At 60.3% G+C, this 1070-nt stretch carries 1 protein-coding gene; it reads left to right on the top strand.

Translation table 11 applies throughout. From position 1 onward, the window contains the following. A partial coding sequence (gene tuf / locus QWL29_RS26525; protein WP_305825848.1) for an elongation factor Tu occupies positions 1-1070 on the top strand: 1070 nt, incomplete at both ends.

Genomic DNA, 1070 nt, shown 5'->3' on the forward strand with positions numbered 1-1070 from the left:
CTGTCGAAGAAATTCGGCGGCGAAGCAAAAGCATACGACCAGATCGATGCAGCTCCGGAAGAAAAAGCACGCGGCATCACCATCAACACCGCGCACGTCGAGTACGAAACCGAAAACCGTCACTACGCGCACGTTGACTGCCCAGGCCACGCCGACTACATCAAGAACATGATTACCGGTGCCGCGCAGATGGACGGCGCGATCCTGGTGTGCTCGGCCGCCGACGGCCCAATGCCACAGACCCGCGAGCACATCCTGCTGGCGCGTCAGGTTGGCGTTCCTTACATCATCGTGTTCCTGAACAAGTGCGACCTGGTCGACGACGCGGAACTGCTGGAACTGGTCGAAATGGAAGTGCGCGAGCTCCTCTCGAAGTACGAGTTCCCAGGCGACGACCTGCCAATCATCAAGGGTTCGGCACGTATGGCGCTGGAAGGCCAGCCAGGCGAAATGGGCGAAGAGTGCATCATCCGCCTGGCCGAAGCACTGGACACCTACATCCCAACCCCGGAACGTGCTGTTGACGGCGCCTTCCTGATGCCAGTCGAAGACGTGTTCTCGATCTCGGGCCGCGGTACCGTGGTCACCGGTCGTGTCGAGCGCGGCATCATCAAGGTCGGCGAAGAAATCGAGATCGTCGGTATCATCGACACCGTGAAGACCACCTGCACCGGCGTGGAAATGTTCCGCAAGCTGCTGGACCAGGGTCAAGCTGGCGACAACGTCGGCCTGCTGCTGCGCGGCACCAAGCGTGAAGACGTGCAACGTGGTCAAGTCCTGGCAAAACCAGGTTCGATCAAGCCGCACAACCACTTCACCGGCGAGATCTACGTTCTGTCGAAAGATGAAGGCGGCCGTCACACCCCGTTCTTCAACAACTACCGTCCGCAGTTCTACTTCCGTACCACCGACGTGACCGGCTCGATCGAGCTGCCAGCGGACAAGGAAATGGTCATGCCAGGCGATAACGTGTCGATCACCGTCAAGCTGATCAACCCGATCGCGATGGAAGAAGGCCTGCGCTTCGCAATCCGCGAAGGCGGCCGTACCGTCGGCGCCGGCGTGGTTGC

It is taken from the genome of Massilia brevitalea, from assembly GCF_030711405.1.
Classification (GTDB): domain Bacteria; phylum Pseudomonadota; class Gammaproteobacteria; order Burkholderiales; family Burkholderiaceae_D; genus Telluria; species Telluria brevitalea.